Genomic DNA, 18,111 nt, shown 5'->3' with positions numbered 1-18,111 from the left:
CCCGCTATCTGCGGCTCGACAGCGGGTCGTTGTCAGCTCATGTTTTGCCACATCGGCGATGGCGGTCCAGACGGCGACGCGTCGCCAGCGATGCAAGGTGAACGAAGGATTTCGGATATGGCGAAGATGAAGATCAACGTGACGGACGGCCAGACCACGATCGACGCCAAAGACCTCGGACCGCTGCTTGGCCTCGAACCGGCCGAGGTGCCTGAACGCATGCGGAGCGGCGATATCACGAGCCGCTCGGAAATCGGGGTTGGCGAGGACGAAGGCCGCTTCCGGCTGTATTTCTTTCACAATCAAAAGCAGGTTCGCCTGACCTGCGCTTCCGATGGCACGGTACTGTTCATCTCCAAAACGCCGGTCGTGCCGCCGCGACGACCGGCGTAAGTGCTGTCGATGATCGGACGCTAGCCGCGTGACAGCGCCATGCGCACCCAGTCCAATCGCGCCGCTGGCACAAGGCCGAAGTTGTAGACGGTCAACCCATCTGCATGGCGCTGCGCGGCTGTGGCGCGGGCCGTGAAATCTGCGCTGTCCCTTACCATCGGATGAAACAGCGCCAACCCCGCGATCAGTGTCGCTTCCGACCCGATGACCGCGCGAGCCGCCTTGAGTTCGTCTGCCACCCTCTCCGCCGGGGTGTCGTAGGCGCAATAAAGCAGCCCGTCGCAGGCGGCGGCCGCACTTGCCCGGTCAACGCCCTCCCACCAACTCATCGCGGAGTCGATCAGCACCACTTGCGTATCGGGGTGCGCCACAGCGCGGCAGCGGGCGACAAGTGCCGTGACCGGTTTGCAGCGCCACGCCAGAAAGTCGGATAGCGCGGGCATTCCGTCAAAGGCCCGCAAGCCGATTTCGGTAAAATCGGGGAACTGCGCGGCAGGCAATTCGCGCTCGAAGGCATCGGTAAGCAGGCGCGAGACGAGACGGCGGGCGGCAATCGCGTCAACACCTGCCCGCTTTGCCCCGGTAAGACAGTGATCGCAAAAGCAAAGACCAAGCAGGAACCGATCCTCGGGAAGCAAGCCCAATCCGTCCTTCTCGTGGTGAAAGCCGTGGTCGAACCCCATAAAAGAGGGGCTTTCCAACTCGATCCGCGCTGGTCGATAGGTTTCCGTAATCTCGGCCACGATGCCCGCGACATACGCCTGCGCTGCCGGCGAGGATGGGCACAGTCCGTACGGGACCGGGTCGCCAAACGCCGTGCGCAGCGCATGGCCGGGATGCGCCGTTCCGAGGCGAAGATTGTGCAGGCAGACCGTCCAGCACGATAGATTCAACCTGCCCTCAGATTGCTCCGCCGCGACCTTGGCCAGCCAATCGCCCTCATCCGCCACGACGCTCGCCGCACGTGGAACGATCTCGGCATCCGCCCAGCGCGCCGGATCGGGGGGATAGTAGACCGTCCCGTCCTCGGGAAATACCACGCGCCGCCGTGGGTTGCCGGGCTGAAGGAACCGACCGGCGTGGTAAGACGTAGCAAGGCTCACCGTGTCGGCCCCGGTCGCCGCGATCTTGGCAAGCGCGTCCGGCACGTCGTGCAGATCCCACGGGTAGGCCCAGATCGAATTCAAGGCGTTGCCTGCGGACTGTCGTGCCAGACGCCGTCGCGGGCATAACCGACAGCGGCGAGCCTTTCGCCGTGTATCACGGTCTCTCCCTCCACATCGGTCAGAGTGACGTTGCCCGGCGTCAGCCGCAGAACGCTGACGTCGCCGGGTGCGCCGGGGGTGAGGTGGCCAAGGTCGGTCCGCGACAGGGCGCTAGCCGGAGCGGTCGTCGTCATTGCGACAATGTCCGCCAAGGGCAAACCCAAGGCGAGGAACTTGGTCATCACATGCGGCAGATCGTGCGCCGGCCCATCGAGGCAAAGCGCGTGGATGTCCGAAGAGATCACGTCGGGGCGAAATCCCTCTGCCAGCATGGCCCGCGCCGAACGCCAAGAGAACGAGCCCATGCCGTGCCCGATATCGAACAAGACGCCCCGCTCGCGCGCTTCGAGCACTTCCGGGCGGACCTTTCCCTGCCCGTTCATCGGCGCATTCGGGAAGGGTCGAAAGCAATGGGTCAGCACGTCGCCCTTGCGCAGCCGGGACACGACGGCACCATAGGTCGGCGGCGGCTCATCGATATGAACCATCAGGGGCAGACCCGTCGCATCCGCCACGTCGAGCGCCACATCAAGAGGTGCAGCCCGTGAATCCCCGCTGGCATGTGCTCCGAGTCTGACCTTGATCCCGACGATCAACCCCGGATGGGCACGGGCGACTTCGGCGGCTTCGCGTGCGGCCATCAGGCGCATGTCGTGGCTCTCACCGACCATCACCCGCGAGGCAAAGGCATAGATGCCCGCAAAGCTGACGTGCAGATAGGCCAAAACCCGCGGCACGGCCGGGGCAATCACATGGGCGGCGAACCCCGCAAAGTTGCCCGGCCCGGCGCTGCCCGCATCGACAAGAGTCGGGGTGGCGGATTTGGCCGCGTAGGTCGCCGGATCAACGCCAAGCGAGGTGCCGCCCCAATAGACGTGAGTGTGAAGATCAATCAGGCCCGGCGTGACGATACAGCCCGTCGCATTAATTTCTGTCGCGCCGGGGGCGGGGTCGGCCGACACCGCTCCGTTGGTCACAAAGACGTCGCCGACCGCGTCTCGTTGGTTGGCCGGGTCGATCACCCGACCTCCGCGCAGGATCAGATCGGCGCTCATGTGGGAGACGTCCGGCATGTGTGGCGTAGGTCTGCTGTGTCATTCATGGCTGTCATCAAGCGTGATCGCCCGCTCCTCCTTGATGCTCTGCTCGGCGGCCAGCACGATACGCAGCGAATTGACGGCGGCATCCGTCGCGTCGGTCAGATCGAGATCTTCGCGGATCGCCCGCAGGAACAAGGCTTGCTCGCGGTCGCAAAGCTTTTGGTGGTCGGGCTCGTCCTCCATCGAGAGGATCTCGTCGGGTTTGAGAAACTCCTTGTCCGGGCCAACGGCAGCGTGGTGAATGCGGATGGCATCGGTCTTGGTGTGCTTGTCGATATCGGCGCTGTCGGACAGGTCGAGGCTCTCGTCCCGGGCGCCCTGCTTTGCCGTGATGCTCACAGCGCCATTCGGTCCGATCACGTCCTTCACGAAGAACGCCTCTTCGGACATCATCGGACCCCAGCCCGCCTCATACCAGCCGATCGATCCATCGTCGAAAGTGACGTGAAGGTGGCCGTAGTTCTGTTGCCGGACGTCGGCCCAGAGGCTGGCGCCAATCCCATGCACGCGCACGGGCTTCGCCCCGGTCATCTGGCACATGACATCCACATAATGGACGCCGCAATCGACGATGGGGATCAGGCTGTCGATCAGGTTCTTGTGTCCGAACCATGCGGGACCGGAGCTCTGCTGATTGAGGTTCATCCGCATAACCAACGGCTTTCCCAAGGTTTGCGCCTTTTCGATAAAGGTCATCCAACTGGGATGAACGCGCAGGATGTAGCCAAGCACCAGCTTTCGGTTGGCGGCTTTCGCGGCATCGACGACCCGGCGGGCATCCTCGATATTCGTGGCAATCGGCTTTTCCATGAACACATGGCATCCGGCGGCGAAGGCCTTGAGCGCGTAATCGGCATGGCTGTTGGGCCAAGAGTTGATCGACACGGCGTCCGGCTTTGCCTCGGCCATGGCGGCGTCAAAATCGTCGAATAGAGGATATCCGCACAGCGCCTCGGGGATGTCGCGGTCCTTGATCGACCGGCTCATCAGCCCGACGATCTCGAAACCGTCGTTGCGGTGATAGGCGCTGGCGTGGGACGCACCCATGTTGCCCAATCCAACCACCAGAACCCGAACCTTGTCTGACATTTACGGCCCTCCCGCTGGTATCTTGGTCCGGCATTCAGAGAGGCACAAGGCTTTGTCCTGCACACCGGGCAGGCAGACAACCGCAAAAAAAACGCGCATGTCCCGGTGCGTTGTGTTCGTTTTTGCAGAGTTACAATGAATTGGATAAGCAACGATATGCAAACTGAACGTTCTATGCCCGTGCGGATTCAAGCCTCTCCGGTGCACTTTGATTGGACAAGCAATGCCTATTACACTTGACGACATGCTCGGCGCGGGCCGCATCAACTGGCTTTTCGGCGCAGTTCTGGCCGGCAGTTTGACCTTTGGACCCGCTCTCGCACAAGAGCAAGCAGCAGCGACAGGCCCAACGATTGCGTCGGTCACGGTTGCTTCGGCCGTCGAGGCGCAGGTGATTGCACAGGTGCCTGTCTCGGGGACATTGGTCCCGCGGGACGAGGTGCTGATCTATCCGCAAGTCAACGGATACACGATTGAAGAGCTGGGCGTCGATGTCGGTGATCAGGTGGAGGCGGGCGACGTGCTGGCCACGCTCAACGCCGACACCCTCACCGCGCAGCTTGCGCAGGCGCAGGCGGAATACGCCCGGGCCGAGGCAAGCGTCAGGCAAGCGCAAAGCCAGATCACATCCGCGAATGCCTCTGCGACGCGGACCGCGTCTGCCTTGAACCGGGCGGAGCGTTTGCAGGAAGCAGGCACCACGACACAGGCGACCTTGGATCAGGCTCTTGCCGATGCGCAAACAGCCGAGGCCGCCGTTGCCTCGGCGCAAGACGGGCTGGCTGTCGCACAGGCGCAATTGCAGCAGGCACAGGCGCAACTCGATATCGCAGAGCTGAACCTGGAACGGGCGACCTTACGTGCACCGGTCGACGGACTGATCTCCGCCCGCAACGGTCAGATCGGAGCCATTGCCGCTTCCGGCGGCGAGCCGATCTTCCGGATTATCTCCGGCGGAGTGGTCGAGATGGAAGCCGATGTGATCGAAACCGCGCTTGGCCAGATCACCGTCGGTGACAGTGCTCAATTGTCGGTGGCAGGCGTCGGTGAAATGTCCGGGACGGTTCGGCGCATTTCTCCGACGGTGGATCCGGTCAGCAGGCTTGGCACCATTCGGATCGAAACGAGCGATCCCAGCGGCCTGCGATCCGGCGTCTTTGCCAGCGGCCTGATTACGGTAACCGACCGGGTGGCGTTGACCGTTCCGACGACTGCGATCCTGACCGACAGTGCCGGCACCTATGCTCTGGTGGTGAACGACACCATCCTCGAAAAGCGCCCGGTGACGGCTGGCCTGATCTGGCAGGATCGGCGCGAAGTGGTAGCGGGATTGGCGGCGGGCGAAGTTGTCGTCGCCAAGGCCGGAGCATTCTACGGTGACGGCGACGCGATCAACCCGATTCATCCCGACATCGCGATTGCGGACGGGGCAGCCCAATGAACATGTCCACATGGGCCATTCGGCAGCCGGTGCCGACCGTCGCATTGTTCCTCGTGCTGGTGATCGTCGGTCTTGTCGGGTTCTTTCGTCTGCCGGTCACGCAGTTTCCAAATGTCGATTTTCCGATCGTGACGGTGACGATTGGGCAGGCTGGCGCGGCACCTTCCGAGATCGCCAACCAGATCGTTAAACCTGTCGAGACGGCCGTGTCTGACGTGACCGGCGTCAACCATGTCACGGCTATTGCGGCGGATGGGATCGCCATCGTCACTATCGAATTCGATCTCGAAGTCGATACGGACCGGGCGCTCAACGACATCAAGGACGCGGTTGCCGGTGTTCAGGGCGATCTTCCCGATACGATCACAGAACCTACAATCCAAAGACTGGACGTCACCGGCGCCGCAATTCTGACCTATGCCGTCTCCGACCCCAGTCGGACGATCGAGGATCTCTCCTACTTCGTCGACGAGGTCGTGGCCCGCGAACTGACGAGCCAAGCCGGCGTCGGCAAGGTAAGCCGGATCGGCGGCGCCGATGAGGCGATCCAGGTCGAGCTTGATCCAGACAGGCTGCTTGCATTCGGTCTGACCGCGTCGGATGTGAACAACCAGCTCTTGCAGAACAACATCGATCTTGGGGGCGGCTCCGGTGATCTGGCGGGGCAAGAGTATTCGATCCGGGCGCTTGGCAGCGCCGAGACCGTCGAGGAACTGGGCGCGACGCCGATTACGCTGGGGACGGGCCACAACGTCAGGCTGGATCAGCTCGGCACCGTGTCGTTCGGATCCACCGAGGTGAGCTCGTTCGCGATGTTCAACGGTCAGCCGGTCGTCGCCTTCGGCGTGTTTCGGGCGACCGGGGCCAGCGACCTGACGGCCGGCGACAATGCCAAGCACCGGCTGGCGGAACTGAGCGAGACCTATCCAAACGCGACGTTTTCGCTGATCGACGACGCCACCGTCTATACCGAAGGAAACTATCATTCGGCGATGGACACCCTCTACGAGGGCGCGGCGCTCGCGATCATCGTGGTGTTCCTGTTCCTCAAGAATTGGCGGGCGACGATCATCACAGCGGTCGCGTTGCCGCTGTCGATCATTCCGACGTTCATCGTAATGAACTATCTCGGGTTCTCGTTGAACACGGTGTCCTTGCTCGGGATCACGCTTGTGACGGGGATTCTGGTGGACGACGCGATTGTCGAGATCGAGAATATCGTCCGACACATTCAGATGGGAAAGCCGGCCTATGAGGCCTCGGAAGAGGCGGCTTCAGAAATCGGGATGACCGTCATCGCGATCAGCTTCACTATCGTGGCAGTATTTGCGCCGGTCAGTTTCATGTCCGGCATCGCCGGCCAGTATTTCAAGCAATTCGGGCTGACGGTCGCTGTGGCCGTTCTGTTCTCGCTGCTGGTTGCCCGGCTCATCACGCCAATGATGGCCGCGTATTTCCTGCGCGACGGTATCCTCGAAGAAGACGAAACCGACGGTCCGATCATGCGGAGCTACATGCGGATTCTGGCCTGGACCTTGCGCAACCGGACGATCACGCTGCTGATCGGCGTCGGTATCTTCGCCGGATCGATCTATTCGGCCACGCTATTGCCCACCGAATTCGTGCCAGCCTCCGATACCGGCCGGGCCAGCGTCTCCGTCGAACTGCCACCTGGGTCGTTGCTGAACGAAACGCGGGCCGTCGCACGCGAAGTGACCGAGCGGATCCAAACCGTGCCAGAAGTCGAAACCGTGTTCGTGGATGGCGACGGCACCTCGGCTACGATTAATATCGGGTTCGGTTCGAAATCGGATCGCGAGCGGAGCTCATTTGATATCATCGACGATATCGAAGCCTTGCTTGTGCAGATCCCGGACGTCCGGCTGTTCGTTCTGTCCGAGAACGGCTCGCGCGACCTGACAATCAGCGTTCTTGGCGACACCGTTGAAAGCACTTCGGCGGCCGCTGACGAACTGACCGATGCGATGAACGACTTGCCCGCTGTCTCTCGGGCATCGAGCTCGGCGTCGCTGCTGCGCCCCGAGATTCAGCTCACGCCGCACCCCGAGTTGGCCTCCGAACTTGGCGTCACCTCCGCGGCGCTGGCATCCACCCTGCGGATCGCGACAATCGGTGAATCGGGCAGCAACGTCGCCAAATTCAACAATGGCGATCGGCAGATTCCGATCATTGTGCGGCTGGAGCAGGACGTGCGCGAAGACCTGTTTCGCCTCGCCAATCTGCGGATCGCGAGCAACACCGGAACCCCGGTTCCATTGGGTGTCGTAGCGGATGTCGTTCTGTCCACCGGGCCGAGCACTATTGAGCGATACGATCGCCAATACCGCACGACGGTCGAGGCCGATGTCACCGACGGTTACCTGCTCGGACCCGCGACAGCGGCCGTCAACGATCTGGAAATTGCCCGAAACATGCCGGAAGGAACCCAGATTCAAGCCGCCGGCGACGCCGAGGTCATGGCCGATATCTTCACGCAATTCGGGCTGGCGATGGGGGCGGGAATCCTGCTCGTCTACGTGGTTTTGGTGTTGCTGTTCTCCAGCTTCCTGACACCCGTGACGATCCTCATGTCCTTGCCGCTGGCCATCGGCGGCGCGATCTTTGCGCTCTATCTGAACGGCTCGGGCATTGGTTTGTCGGTCGTGATCGGATTCCTGATGCTGATGGGTATCGTCACCAAGAACGCGATCATGCTCACCGAATTTGCGCTGACCGCCATGAGTAACGGCTGGGACAAGCATGCCGCGATGATCGACGCGGGACATAAGCGTGCCCGCCCCATCATCATGACGACGATCGCGATGACGGCTGGCATGGTGCCAAGCGCCTTGGCGGTCGGCGAAGGCGGTGAGTTCCGGGCGCCGATGGCGATTGCCGTGATCGGCGGGTTGCTGTTGTCGACGTTGCTGTCGCTGTTGTTCGTGCCGTCTCTCTTTAGCGTTGTCGAAGGGCTGAAGAGGCGGGTGCGTCGGGGTTTGGTCACGGTATTGGGCGCCAATCAACCGCGCGAGGTCTAGCTGCCGTCGCGGTCCTGAGCGGGCGCAAGGTGCTACTTGCATCGTCGTGGTGACGGCGGGCTCTCAGTCGGACGGCGGCTGAGGGCCGGATTTCGGGAGCCTCCGGCGGGAGTTTTTGGGCCAAGATGAAAGACGGCTACGGACGCTGTACCGAAACACACAAAGGCAGAGCCGGGCGTGTCGGAGATGACATTTGCCGCAGGCGCATTTCAGCGCCGATACCGCTACCGGTTGGCGCAGCAATCTTGGAATGACTGCGCATAAGCGCGCCGTGAGTTGCACCCGATGTCTCGCAAACGTCCGGCTGGTGTCGAGGGGCGAGTGGGCCTCGGTGCTTTGGGGGGCTACCGCGCGGCTTGACCAAGGTTCATGGCGAGTCCAGCCGTTACCGACAGGGGGCGGCTGGCGATAGATGCTTGCGTTGATCTCATCCAAGGTCCGCCGCTCCACCTAACTCTATTCCACACGGAACCCTGCCGCAGGTGCGCCACGTTTCCGAACGCTATTCGACAGGAGCCACGTCGACCGATTGCGAGTTGATCTGAGGGCCTGACGAGCGAAGGTGCCCGATGACGGGGCTGACGTCCGAGTAGTCGCGCCCATAGGCCACAACGACATGATCCGTCCCGACAAGCGTGGCGTTCGTCGGATCGTATTCGATCCACCCCTGCTCTGCCCCACACCATGCGCGGACCCAGGCATGCATCGCGTCGACCCCTTCGAGCCGTACACCGCCTGGGGGCGGCAATGTCCGCAGAAAGCCGCTGACGTAGCCGGCCGGTATGCCCAGCGCCTGAAGCCCGAGGATCATGATGTGGGTCATGTCCTGACAGACACCGCGCTTCTGCCGGAACGCATCGGCGGGATCGGTGTCGACCGTCGTGGCCGTGGCGTCGAACGTGATGGCGTCGTGAAGGGCTTTGCCTACACTGATGACGTTTTGCGCAATGCTCTCGCCGGGCTTTGCGCAGCCACGGGCAAATGCGGCGATGTCGTCATTGGGCTGAAGTCGGGGGGACGGTCCGAGGAAATGCAGTGGCGAAGCAGCGGACAGATCGCGGCATCCGGCGAGTTCGGCGCGCAGACCGTCATAGCCGAGGCCAGAGTCGATCCAGCGACCGGGTGGCGCCATTTCGACCCGGCAGGCCATGCGAATGATCATCTCGTCATGTGGCTCGAAATGGGCGACGGAGGTCATCGCATTTCCAAAGAAATCGACGCCGTCGCGGCGATCGTCCGGGTCGGGCAGAACCTCGACGAGATGGGCGGTCAACCGCTGTCGGTCCGGTGTGTGGCGGGGCAGAACCCGCAGCATGTGCCGACCGTTGTCGGCCGGTTGCGCGTATTTGTGCGAAATCGTGAGCCGAATATCGTACTGCATGCGCTATACCAGATGCGCTACCGAGAGCGCTTCTGCGATGTCCCATATATCGCGCTGCACCTGCAGGAGCATGTCCGAGGTCAGGGCATCGACCGACGTCGTGGCGAGGAGCGTTTCGAGAAGCAGGACCTTGCGCGCGGCTTCGGTCAGGACACGACCGCCTTTCTGGCCGGGCAGCTCGGCGATATGCTTGCGTGCGCGAGAGATGTGATACCGTATCGCGCGAGGGTTCTGGCTGTCGATGCCGAGAATCTCCATGATCGAACCGGGGGTCGCGATGATCGAGAACTGCGATCTGTGCGCAACCACGCTGTCGCCGATTTCCAGCGCCAGATCGAGCGCGCCGTCCGGCGCATTGGACCCCAACAGGTGAGCGAGTACCTGCGCCATATTGGCCGCCCGTTCGAGCGAAAGCCCGAGGCTGAGGAAGCGCCAGCCATCCGAGCGATACATGTTCTCGTGAACGAGACCGGCAAATCCGGTGATCTGCCGGAGCAGGGTGCTGATCTCGCGCGGGATCTCTTCGATCTGAAGCGTCCGGTGATCGATGTCGCGGCTCGACGCCACGAGCGCCCGCAACGCCATCATACCATCCGGCGAGAACCGGTCGCTGATCTTGGATGCCGACTGCAGGCCGAGTTCCAGCGGCCCGCCAAAACGCGCCGACATCGCCACCGTGTTGGGTGCGACATTGGCCATGAGATTGGCCCGCATATGTGCCAGCAGGGGGGTATTGTGGGTCGCGCCATCGTTGATCCGAGCGAAATAGGCCCGAAACAGCCGGATATTCTGCTCTGCCCGTTCGACGTAGCGCCCGAGCCAGAAGAGATTGTCCGCCGCACGGCTCGGCAGGGCGCTAGTGTATGCCCGGGAGAAGGCCGGCGTCTGCTGCGGCTGTAGCAGGCTTGTCTTCTGGACAGGTTTTTCGCTGGCGACCCAGACATCGGCAACCCGTCCGCCGCGCTGCATGGCAAATGCCTTGGCATCGTCGCCCGCGCTGACCCGAGCATAGCCGCCGGGCATCACCTGCCATCCATCGCGCATCCGCCCGAGAAACAAGCGAACGCACATCGGACGCGCAACCAGTGCGCCATCCTCATAGGTCGGAGTTGTGGACAGGGTGATCGCCTCCTGCCCCACGTATTCGCGGCCAGATCGGGTGAGCAGTTCGGTCGCCTTGCGGGCCTTGTCCCGGTCGTCGTCCGACGACAGGATCGTCGTGTCCACGTCAGACATGAGTGGCACCGTCGAGAACGCAGAGCCGAGCATCATCTTGTCGCGGTTTGCGATGACGTGATTTCGCTCGGCCTCGTGGCCGCACCACCATGTGGCGATATTCGACATCATCAAGGGCTGGCGGTAATACTCGCGGGCAATCTTGGGCAGAAATGCCATCAAGGCGCGGGTCTCGAGGACACCAGTACCGATAGCGTTGACCGTATCGAGTTTTTGCAGACGCAGCGCCTGCAATAGCCCCGGTGCACCAATGTCCGACGACGGGTCCAACTCCAACGGATCGCACATCGCGCCGGGCACGCGGTTCCACAAGAGGCTCAGCGGTTTTGGGCCGTCGACGGTGCGCACCATGGCTTGCCCGTCGTGAACGATCAGATCCTCGCCTTCAACGAGCAACAGACCCAGATACCGGGCGATATATGCGTGTTCTGCATAGTTCGGATTGGCGGGTCCCGACGACAGGAGCGCGATCTGACCGTCGGACTTGCCGCGCAGATCAAAGAGCTTCTGCTGGAAGTTCTGAAAGAAGCCGCCCAGCCGGTGGATGTTCGAATCTGCAAAGAAATTTGGAAAGACCCGGCTCATCGCGACGCGGTTCTCGATCGCGAAACCAGCTGTCGACGGTGCCTCGACCAGATCCGTGATGACCCACCATTTCCCGTCGGGGCCGCGTCCGATCTCAAAGGACAGCAGGTTGAGGTAGTTCTCGGTGGCGGGCTTTACGCCGACCATGGGGCGAAGCCATGCAGGGTTCTGCCCCAGCAGAGTCGGCGGCAGATGTCCGGAGGCAACCAGATCATTCGGGCCATAGAGATCCCTGACGACCTGTTCGAGAAGATCGGCTCGCTGGATCAGGCCCGCCGAAATGTGCTTCCATTCCGCCTCGCTCAGCATCACCGGGATGTGGCTCAACGGCCATTCCCGCTCGACCGAGACCGCCTCGTCGTACTGGCGATACAACACACCTGCGTCCCGCAGGTATTGGTCCCCGCGGGCAAAGCGTTTTGACAACTGATCGGGGCTCAGGTTGCTCAGGTGATTGATGAATTGCTGCCAAACCGGTTTGACAGACCCATCCGCGTTCAACATCTCGTCGCGATGCCCGCTTTGCAGACCGTAACCCTGCAAAAGCTCGCGGAGCGGTTGAGACTGTTCCTGGATCTGTCCGTTGTCCATCCGCTACAATCCGGGTCGCCTGCGCAGGTCGAGCGTCATCGGAAGCTCTGGATGCGGGGTTTCGCTTGGCGGATCAAAGCTCCCGGTGGTGTGTCCCATCGCCTCAAAACGGCTCAATCGCCGCGCCTGTGCTTCGTTGCCGTTGACTGGGAAAGTGTCGAAGTTTCGTCCACCCGGATGGGCGACATGATAACGACACCCGCCCAGAGACCGTCCTGTCCAGGTATCATAGATGTCAAAGGTCAGCGGTGCGTCAACCTCCAAGACCGGGTGCATCGACATGGCCGGTTTCCACGCCTTGTAGCGCACGCCGCCGACCCGTTCGCCGGTCTTGCCGGTCAGGTTCAGCGGCACCAGTCGTTGGTTGGCAGTTACCTTGTAGCGATCGGGATTGGCGCCCGACAGCTTGACCTGTAGCCGCTCGACCGAGCTGTCGGTGTAACGCACCGTGCCGCCGATGGCACCGGTTTCGCCCATCACATGCCAAGGCTCCAGCGCCTGCCGCAGTTCCAGCGTAACGCCCTCATAGGTGACCTCGCCGCAGAACGGGAACCGGAATTCGGCCTGCGCCTCGAACCATTTCGGATCAAGCACGATGTCATGGGCGCGCAGATCCGCGATCACATCGAGGAAATCGTCCCAGATGAAGGCCGGCAACATGAACCGGTCATGCAGCGTCGTGCCCCACCGGGTCAGATTGCCACTGATCGGATCTTCCCAGCAGCGGGCGATGATCGCGCGCAGCAACACCTGCTGTGCAAGGCTCATGCGCGGGTTCGGGGGCATCTCGAATCCACGGAATTCCACGAGGCCCAAGCGCCCCGTCGGCCCGTCGGGCGAGAACAGCTTGTCGATGCAAATCTCGGTCCGGTGAGTGTTGCCGGTCACGTCCATGAGGCTGTTGCGCAGCAAACGGTCGGTCAGCCACGGCGGCGGGGTCTCGCCCTCGCCGGGCGGCCAGATCTGATCCAGCGCGATCTCAAGCTCATAGAGCCCGTCATGCCGGGCCTCGTCGATGCGCGGGGCCTGACTGGTCGGGCCAACGAAAGTGCCGGAGAACAGGTAGGACAGGCTCGGATGCCGCTGCCAAAACAGCACGAGGCTTTTCAGCAGGTCCGGGCGGCGCAGGAACGGGCTGTCGTTCACCGTGGCACCGCCGACGACCACATGGTTGCCACCGCCGGTGCCCGTGTGACGTCCGTCGATCATGAACTTGTCGGTGCCAAGCCGGGTCTGGCGAGCTTCTTCATAAACCGTTTCGGTGGTGTTCACACAGTCGGCCCAGCTTGCAGCGGGGTGGATGTTCACCTCCAGCACACCGGGATCAGGGGCCACACGGATCACGTCGATGCGTGGATCGTGCGGCGGGCTATAGCCTTCGATCAGGACCTTGCGGCCAATCGTCTTGGCGGCGGCCTCGGTCGCTGCGATCAGTTCGAGGTAATCCTCGAGCGTCTCGACCGGGGGCAGGAATACGCAGAGTTTGCCATCGCGCGGCTCGACGGAAATCGCTGTGCGGACCTTTCCAGAGAGATCACCCAACGTCTGCTCGACCTGCTCCTGCCCGGCCGGGGCAGAAGTGCGGCTGGCAATCGCCTGTTCGCGCTCTTGCGGTTCGGAGGCTGGCTCCGGGCCGAAATCGGGCAGCGGATCGCGTGGGACTGTGGGGTCTTGCGGATTGATGAACGGATAATCCGGCTCCGGAATATGTGGCAGCGTTCCCAGCGGCAGGCGATAGCCCACCGGACTGTCCCCCGGCACGAGGAACACCTTGCCCCGACGCAGGTTCCACACCTCAGACATCCAGCCCTTGGCCGCACGGGCCTGCCAGCGTTGCACTGGCAAGACATATCCGGAAGGAGTCGTCAGCCCACGCTCGAACACGCGGGCAATCCGGGCCCGCTCCTCGGGGTCCTTGAGCTTTGAATTCTCCGGGGTCACGTTTTCGGGCAGATTGCCCTCCTTGATGATCCACTCCGCGGGATCTTCAAAGGCAGGAAGCACATTGGCGGATGGCACGGCCAAAGTCTCGGCAATCGCGGCCAGAAGGGCCTGAGCATCCTCCGGACCGACATCCTCGCGGCTGTCTTCGCGCGCCAGAAGGTCCGGATCCTTCCAGATCGGCTTGCCGTCCTTGCGCCAGAACAGCGAAAACGTCCACCGGGGCAGGGTCTCACCGGGATACCACTTGCCCTGACCATAATGGAGCAGGCCGCCGGTCGAGAATTTGTCCTGTAAGCGGCGGATCAGCTTGTCGGCCAGGCCGCGTTTGGTCGGGCCGACCGCGTCCGAATTCCACTCGGCGCCCTCGAAATCGTCGATCGACACGAAGGTCGGCTCACCCCCCATTGTCAGGCGAACGTCTCCGGCCTCGAGCCGCTTGTCCACCTCGTGGCCGAGCGCGTTCAGCGCGTCCCACGCTGCATCCGAGAACGGCTTGGTGATACGGGGATGCTCGGCTGTGCGGCGAACCTGCATGTCGAACGAGAATTCGACATCGGCCATGCTGGCCACACCCGCAATCGGCGCGGCGTTCTGATAGTGCGGGGTGGCCGCCAGCGGCACGTGGCTTTCGCCGGCAAACAAGCCCGACGTGGGATCGAGACCGACCCAGCCCGCGCCGGGCAGGTAGACCTCGACCCAGGCATGCAGATCGGTGAAGTCGTGATCTGTCCCGGCGGGGCCCTCGATGGCGATCAGATCGGGCTTGAGCTGGATCAGATAGCCCGACACGAACCGGGCGGCGAGGCCCAGATTGCGCAGGATCTGGACCAACAGCCACGAAGAATCCCGGCAGGACCCGGCGGCGCGGCCCAGCGTCGTCTCGGGAGTCTGGACCCCCGGCTCCATGCGGATTTCATAGTTGATATCCGACGCCAGCTTGCTGTTCAGCATCACCAGAAAATCGACCGTGATCATCGGGTCGCGGGGGATTGTCTTGAGGTAGTCTGCCAGCAGCGGGCCGACCGGCTCCTTGTTCAGATAGATGCTGAGATCCGGCGCGATCTCTTCACCATAGGTGAACGGAAACTTGGTCGCGTCTTCTTCGACAAAGAAATCAAAGGGATTGTAGACCGACATATCGGCCACCAGATCGACCTCGATCTTGAATTCGCGGACGGGTTCAGGAAACACGAAACGGGCCAGCCAGTTGCCGTAAGGGTCCTGCTGATGGTTCACGAAATGGTCGCTGGGAGAGACACGCAAGCTATGCGATATCACCCTTGTGCGCGAGTGCGGCGCGGGGCGCAGCCGGATGGTCTGCGGGCCCAGAGTGACCGGCCGATCATACTTGTAGTGCGTCAGGTGATAGATACTTGCGGTAATGGACATGATGATGTGCTCCTTACCTTATCATCGCGCGTCTGCTGCGACGCAGCAACCGGATTTGGGGTATTATCAACAGTCTGTGCGGGTTTCCGGGGCGCTCCGGCGCGGACCGACCACAGAATGCGCAATTCGGCGTTTTGAAATCGCACCCGGCCGCGATTTCAGAGCCACTTGGCGAACTTGAAGATCAGAAACAGGGCGATGCCGCAGATCACCGAAGCCCCGGACAAGACCCAGAACGCCATGGGAGAGCCAATGCCGGGCATTCCGCCGATGTTCACCCCGAAAAGCCCGGTCAAAAAGCCGAGCGGCAGGAATATCGCGGCCACTACCGACAGGATGTAGCTGTTGCGGCTCAATGCATGAGATCGTTCGGCGTCGATATGATCCTGAAGCGCGAACAACCGGTCGCGGGTGGCATCCAACTCCTCGACGATGCGGCGGGTCCGGTTGCTCGTTTCTCGCAAGAGTGCGAGATCTTCGGGGGCGAGGATCCAGTCTTCCATCGCGGCCAATGTGGCGATGGCTTCACGTTGCGGGTTCACGAAACGGCGCATCTTGATCACGGCACTGCGCAGTTGGGTCAGCTGGCCGTGGGGCAGACGAACGCCGTCCGACACGGCTTCCTCCATGTCGTCGGTTTCTTCATCGAGCGCGAGAGACACCTTCTCGATCCGGATCATCACGCCGTGGACAAGCTCCGTCAGGAACCGGCCGACCGTCTCGGGGGCTTTGCCCGCCTCGGCGCTTTGCCGGATGTCGTCGACGGCCCAAACCTTGCGCCGCCGGGCCGATACCACTGCATTCCTGGTCGCCCAGACCCGAAGCGAGACCATGTCCTCGGGGCTGGAGTTCGGGTTGAGGTTGACCGCTCTGAGATTGAGGATCAGCCCATCGGCCAGCTTTTCACAGCGGGGCCGGGTCTCGGTTTGCTGCAAGGCGCGTTCGGCGATTGCGGGCAGATGTTCCTTTGCCCACAGCGCGATGCCGGGATCGTTCAGATCGACGTGCAGCCAACGATAGCCGGACGCGGTGTCGATGTCGGGCCAAGGCTCCGTCAGCGGCGTGACGACGCCTTCGTCGATATTGAACGCGGCAACGGGAGAGATGGTCTTGCTGGTCATCGTCTTGGTCTATTGCCTCCGGTTCCGGCCGGGCACGGCAACGCCGTGCCGACAGGGGTCGCTATTGAACGGACCGTATTGCGGGATAGGCCGCCCTGAACCGGGCATAACCGTCGTCACAGGCGGCACGCAAATCGGCGACAGGCGCCACCGTTTCGCGGATCTCGGGTTGAGCCATGATCTGATCCGGGTTCGCCCCGGTCACGGCCGCAATACCCAATCGTGCGGCGCCCAGAGCGGCCCCGAACTCGCTGCCCTTGGGCAAGTGCAAGGGCACGTCCAACACCGATGCGATGAGCTTGAGCCAATAGCGCGAGGCGGTGCCGCCACCAATCGCGATCAGCCCATCCAATTGGGCATCGGTGGCCTTCAGCGCCTCGAAGCTGTCGCGCAGGCCAAAGGCAACGCCCTCCAGCACGGCTCGGGTCAGGTCATCACGCGTCGTCTCGGCAGCCAGACCGGTAAAGGCTCCACGGATTTCCGCGTCATTGTGCGGTGTCCGTTCGCCAGAAAGGTAGGGCAAGAACCGAACCCGGCCCGGGGCCTTGGGATCGTCGCCGAGAGTTGCCGTCAATTCGGCGGGCTTGGCTGCGGTGATCCGCGACAGCCAGTTGAGGCTATCGGTGGCCGACAGCATCACGCCCATCTGATACCAGCGGTCCGGCACCGCGTGGCAAAAGGTGTGCAGCGCGGTGTCAGGCGCCGGGTGATAACCGCCCCGCGCCGAGAGCAGCACGCCCGACGTGCCGAGCGAGACAAACCCCTGTCCCTCGGCCATCGCTCCGATGCCACAGGCGGCGGCGGCATTGTCGCCCGCTCCGCCCGCCACGATGACCGGACCGGCCAAGCCCCACTTGGCCGCAAGATCAGAGCGCAAGGTGCCGGCCGCTTCCGACCCTTCGACCAGCCTTGGCATCTGATCGCGGCGCATGTGGCTGACATCCAACAGATGATCCGACCATTCGCGCGCCCCGACGTCCAGCCACGAGGTGCCCGCACTGTCGGACATGTCGGCGACATACTCGCCGGTCAGATAGAAGTTGAGATAGGCCGCCGGCAGCAACACCTTGGCAACCTTGGCAAAGACCTCCGGTTCGTTCTCACGGACCCACTCCAGCTTTGGCGCGGTAAAGCCCGGAAACACGATGTTGCCCGACAAGGCGCGCACCTGATCGGTGCCGTCGAGCTTCGCCGCCTGAGCATGGGACCGGGTGTCGTTCCACAGAATACACGGGCGCAGCACATCGCCCGACGCATCCAGCAAGGTCGCGCCGTGCATGTGACCCGCTACGCCGATGCCCTTCAGGGCGGCAAACTCCGGATGACTTGCTCGCAATTCGTCCATCGCCGCATCAAGGGCGGCGATCCAGTCGGCAGGGTCTTGTTCCGACCAGCCGGAGTGCGGATGAGCCACGTCATAGTGCCGCTCGGTCGAGCCGACAGGAGTGCCGTCGTCCCCTACCAGCAAGGCGCGCAGCCCGGACGTTCCCAGATCGATTCCCAGATATGCCATGCGCGGCCCTCCCTTGCGCGTCCGA

General features: G+C 62.6%; 11 protein-coding genes. 3 read left to right on the top strand and 8 right to left on the bottom strand.

Annotated elements, in window-relative coordinates; all coding sequences use genetic code 11:
- Positions 1–117 precede the first annotated feature (117 nt).
- Positions 118–393 carry a DUF6522 family protein gene (locus tag LOM8899_RS17810; protein WP_245820594.1) on the top strand — a complete coding sequence of 92 codons (276 nt, stop codon included), beginning with the start codon at positions 118–120 and terminating at the stop codon, positions 391–393.
- A 20-nt stretch (positions 394–413) separates the two neighbouring features.
- Here LOM8899_RS17810 and LOM8899_RS17805 read toward each other — a convergent pair whose 3' ends face one another.
- The 3 genes from LOM8899_RS17805 to LOM8899_RS17795 are packed head-to-tail and all read right to left on the bottom strand — an operon-like array spanning position 414 to position 3,847.
- Positions 414–1,580, bottom strand: coding sequence for a hypothetical protein (locus LOM8899_RS17805; protein ID WP_093993599.1), 1,167 nt, complete (start codon positions 1,578–1,580; stop codon positions 414–416).
- Positions 1,577–2,713 (bottom strand): amidohydrolase/deacetylase family metallohydrolase, encoded by a 1,137-nt coding sequence (locus tag LOM8899_RS17800; protein ID WP_093993598.1) that lies wholly within the window; start codon positions 2,711–2,713, stop codon positions 1,577–1,579. Before LOM8899_RS17800 ends, LOM8899_RS17805 begins: the two co-directional genes overlap by 4 nt.
- Positions 2,714–2,752: 39 nt before the next feature.
- The gene (locus LOM8899_RS17795) at positions 2,753–3,847 is read right to left on the bottom strand and encodes a Gfo/Idh/MocA family protein (protein ID WP_093993597.1); all 1,095 of its coding nucleotides are present in this window, start codon (positions 3,845–3,847) and stop codon (positions 2,753–2,755) included.
- Positions 3,848–4,070: 223 nt separating this feature from the next.
- Here LOM8899_RS17795 and LOM8899_RS17790 point away from each other — a divergent pair, with 223 nt between their 5' ends.
- A complete protein-coding gene (locus tag LOM8899_RS17790; RefSeq protein WP_245820593.1) occupies positions 4,071–5,288 on the top strand; it encodes an efflux RND transporter periplasmic adaptor subunit in 1,218 nt (405 codons plus the stop codon).
- On the top strand, positions 5,285–8,326 hold the full coding sequence (locus tag LOM8899_RS17785; protein ID WP_093993595.1) for an efflux RND transporter permease subunit: 3,042 nt from the start codon (positions 5,285–5,287) through the stop codon (positions 8,324–8,326). Before LOM8899_RS17790 ends, LOM8899_RS17785 begins: the two co-directional genes overlap by 4 nt.
- Positions 8,327–8,828: 502 nt before the next feature.
- Here the strand turns inward: LOM8899_RS17785 and LOM8899_RS17780 are convergent.
- From LOM8899_RS17780 to xylB, 5 genes are all read right to left on the bottom strand, one after another.
- A complete protein-coding gene (locus tag LOM8899_RS17780) occupies positions 8,829–9,707 on the bottom strand; it encodes a transglutaminase family protein (protein ID WP_093993594.1) in 879 nt (292 codons plus the stop codon).
- Positions 9,708–9,710: 3 nt separating this feature from the next.
- On the bottom strand, positions 9,711–12,119 hold the full coding sequence (locus LOM8899_RS17775) for a circularly permuted type 2 ATP-grasp protein (protein WP_093993593.1): 2,409 nt from the start codon (positions 12,117–12,119) through the stop codon (positions 9,711–9,713).
- A gap of 3 nt (positions 12,120–12,122) precedes the next feature.
- Complete coding sequence (locus tag LOM8899_RS17770) at positions 12,123–15,452, bottom strand: transglutaminase family protein (protein ID WP_093993592.1); 3,330 nt, start codon at positions 15,450–15,452, stop codon at positions 12,123–12,125.
- A 158-nt stretch (positions 15,453–15,610) separates the two neighbouring features.
- Positions 15,611–16,573 (bottom strand): zinc transporter ZntB, encoded by a 963-nt coding sequence (locus tag LOM8899_RS17765; RefSeq protein WP_093993591.1) that lies wholly within the window; start codon positions 16,571–16,573, stop codon positions 15,611–15,613.
- A gap of 61 nt (positions 16,574–16,634) precedes the next feature.
- Positions 16,635–18,086, bottom strand: a complete 1,452-nt coding sequence (gene xylB, locus LOM8899_RS17760) for a xylulokinase (RefSeq protein WP_093993590.1) — start codon at positions 18,084–18,086, stop codon at positions 16,635–16,637.
- Positions 18,087–18,111: the final 25 nt, after the last annotated feature.

Source organism: Flavimaricola marinus (assembly GCF_900184895.1).
Lineage (GTDB): Bacteria > Pseudomonadota > Alphaproteobacteria > Rhodobacterales > Rhodobacteraceae > Flavimaricola > Flavimaricola marinus.
The sequence above is the reverse complement of the archived record's forward strand: the minus strand, read 5'-3'. Positions and strand labels throughout refer to the sequence as shown.

Bases quoted from the DNA above. Each gene is read 5' to 3' on its own strand.
- LOM8899_RS17770 (WP_093993592.1), bottom strand. From the start codon at position 15,452: ATGTCCATTACCGCAAGTATCTATCACCTGACGCACTACAAGTATGAT.
- LOM8899_RS17790 (WP_245820593.1), top strand. From the start codon at position 4,071: ATGCCTATTACACTTGACGACATGCTCGGCGCGGGCCGCATCAACTGG.
- LOM8899_RS17810 (WP_245820594.1), top strand. From the start codon at position 118: ATGGCGAAGATGAAGATCAACGTGACGGACGGCCAGACCACGATCGAC.
- LOM8899_RS17795 (WP_093993597.1), bottom strand. From the start codon at position 3,847: ATGTCAGACAAGGTTCGGGTTCTGGTGGTTGGATTGGGCAACATGGGT.
- LOM8899_RS17800 (WP_093993598.1), bottom strand. From the start codon at position 2,713: ATGAGCGCCGATCTGATCCTGCGCGGAGGTCGGGTGATCGACCCGGCC.
- LOM8899_RS17780 (WP_093993594.1), bottom strand. From the start codon at position 9,707: ATGCAGTACGATATTCGGCTCACGATTTCGCACAAATACGCGCAACCG.
- LOM8899_RS17775 (WP_093993593.1), bottom strand. From the start codon at position 12,119: ATGGACAACGGACAGATCCAGGAACAGTCTCAACCGCTCCGCGAGCTT.
- LOM8899_RS17785 (WP_093993595.1), top strand. From the start codon at position 5,285: ATGAACATGTCCACATGGGCCATTCGGCAGCCGGTGCCGACCGTCGCA.
- LOM8899_RS17765 (WP_093993591.1), bottom strand. From the start codon at position 16,573: ATGACCAGCAAGACCATCTCTCCCGTTGCCGCGTTCAATATCGACGAA.
- xylB (WP_093993590.1), bottom strand. From the start codon at position 18,086: ATGGCATATCTGGGAATCGATCTGGGAACGTCCGGGCTGCGCGCCTTG.